This window comes from Streptomyces sp. NPDC101225, assembly GCF_044767585.1.
Lineage (GTDB): Bacteria > Actinomycetota > Actinomycetes > Streptomycetales > Streptomycetaceae > Streptomyces.
In genome coordinates this window covers 1-1,215 of record NZ_JBIWOE010000095.1, presented here as the reverse complement: position 1 = coordinate 1,215, position 1,215 = coordinate 1, and the positions used below count along the sequence as shown (strand labels likewise).

2 protein-coding genes are annotated in these 1,215 nt (G+C 69.5%); both read left to right on the top strand.

Annotated features, from left to right (window positions below; translation table 11 throughout):
• Positions 1 to 76 precede the first annotated feature (76 nt).
• Complete coding sequence (locus tag ACIRPX_RS45840; RefSeq protein ID WP_404206123.1) at positions 77 to 286, top strand: hypothetical protein; 210 nt, start codon at positions 77 to 79, stop codon at positions 284 to 286.
• The gene (locus ACIRPX_RS45835; protein WP_404206122.1) at positions 283 to 1,095 is read left to right on the top strand and encodes an ExeA family protein; all 813 of its coding nucleotides are present in this window, start codon (positions 283 to 285) and stop codon (positions 1,093 to 1,095) included. The genes ACIRPX_RS45840 and ACIRPX_RS45835 overlap by 4 nt, the downstream gene beginning before the upstream one ends.
• The last annotated feature ends 120 nt before the right edge of the window (positions 1,096 to 1,215 follow it).

The following is a 1,215-nucleotide window of genomic DNA, read 5'->3' as shown; positions in this document are numbered from 1 at the left end:
CGCGACAGCGACAGCGACAGCGACAGCGACAGCGACAGCGACAGCGACAGCGACAGCGACAGCGAAGGGGGACACGGTGAATACTGAGCGTCAAGACCCCGACCAGGCGTGGGAGTTCGTGACCAGGGCCCTGGATTTGGCCGACCGAATGGTCACCCGCGCCCACCGCCTGGACTCCGGCGCGGGCCACCGCGCGGTATTCACCGCCGCACGCCTGGCCTTCGCCCTGTTCGACCGCGCCACTGCCCTGGATGCCGCCCTCGAAGCAGAGGAGGCAAGCCGGTGATCGAGCGCCTGGCCCAGTACTTCGGCTTCGCCAGGATGCCGTTCGGCAAGAACCTGGCCCCCGGAGCCCTGCACCGCCACGCCGCCCACTCCGAAGCCGTCGCCCGCATCACCTGGGCCGTGAATGAACACGCCCTCGCGGTGGTCACCGGCGAGGTCGGCGCCGGCAAGACCGTCGCCGTCCGCGCCGCCCTCGCCGGCCTGGACCCCGTCCGCCACCTGGTCATCTACCTCGGCAACCCCGCCGTCGGCGCCCGCGGCATCCACCGCGCCATCGTCACCGCCCTCGGCGGCACCCCGCACCCCCACACCGCCGCCCTGATCCCCCAGGCCGCCGACGCCCTGGCCACCGAACAGGCCGAACGCGGACGCTGCCCCGTCCTCGTCCTGGACGAGGCCCACCTCCTCACCCCCGACCAGCTGGAATCCGTGCGGATGCTCACCAACCACGACATGGACTCCGCCTCCCCGTTCGCCTGCCTCCTGGTCGGCCAGCCCACCCTCCGCCGCAAGATCAAAATGGGCACCATGGCCGCCCTCGACCAACGCATCGCCCTGCGCTTCTCCATGCCCCCGATGACCAGCGAGGAGACGACCGGCTACCTCAAACACCACCTCGCGCTCGCCGGACGCTCCGACCCGCTGTTCTCCGACGACGCCGTCCAACTGATCCACACAACCGGCCGCGGCCTGCCCCGCGCCGTCAACAACCTCGCCGTCCAAGCCCTGTTGGACACCTTCACCCAGAACAAGACCATCGTCGACGAGGCATCTGCCCGCGCAGCCATCGCCGAAGTCACGACAGAGTGACCACCACTGCGACGACATGAACACCAGGGCCGGTCCGACTCCGTCGGACCGGCCCTTCCCGTCGCTCACCAACACCAAAACGACTGACGCCGTCATCGTCACAACGAATGTCGCTCAACA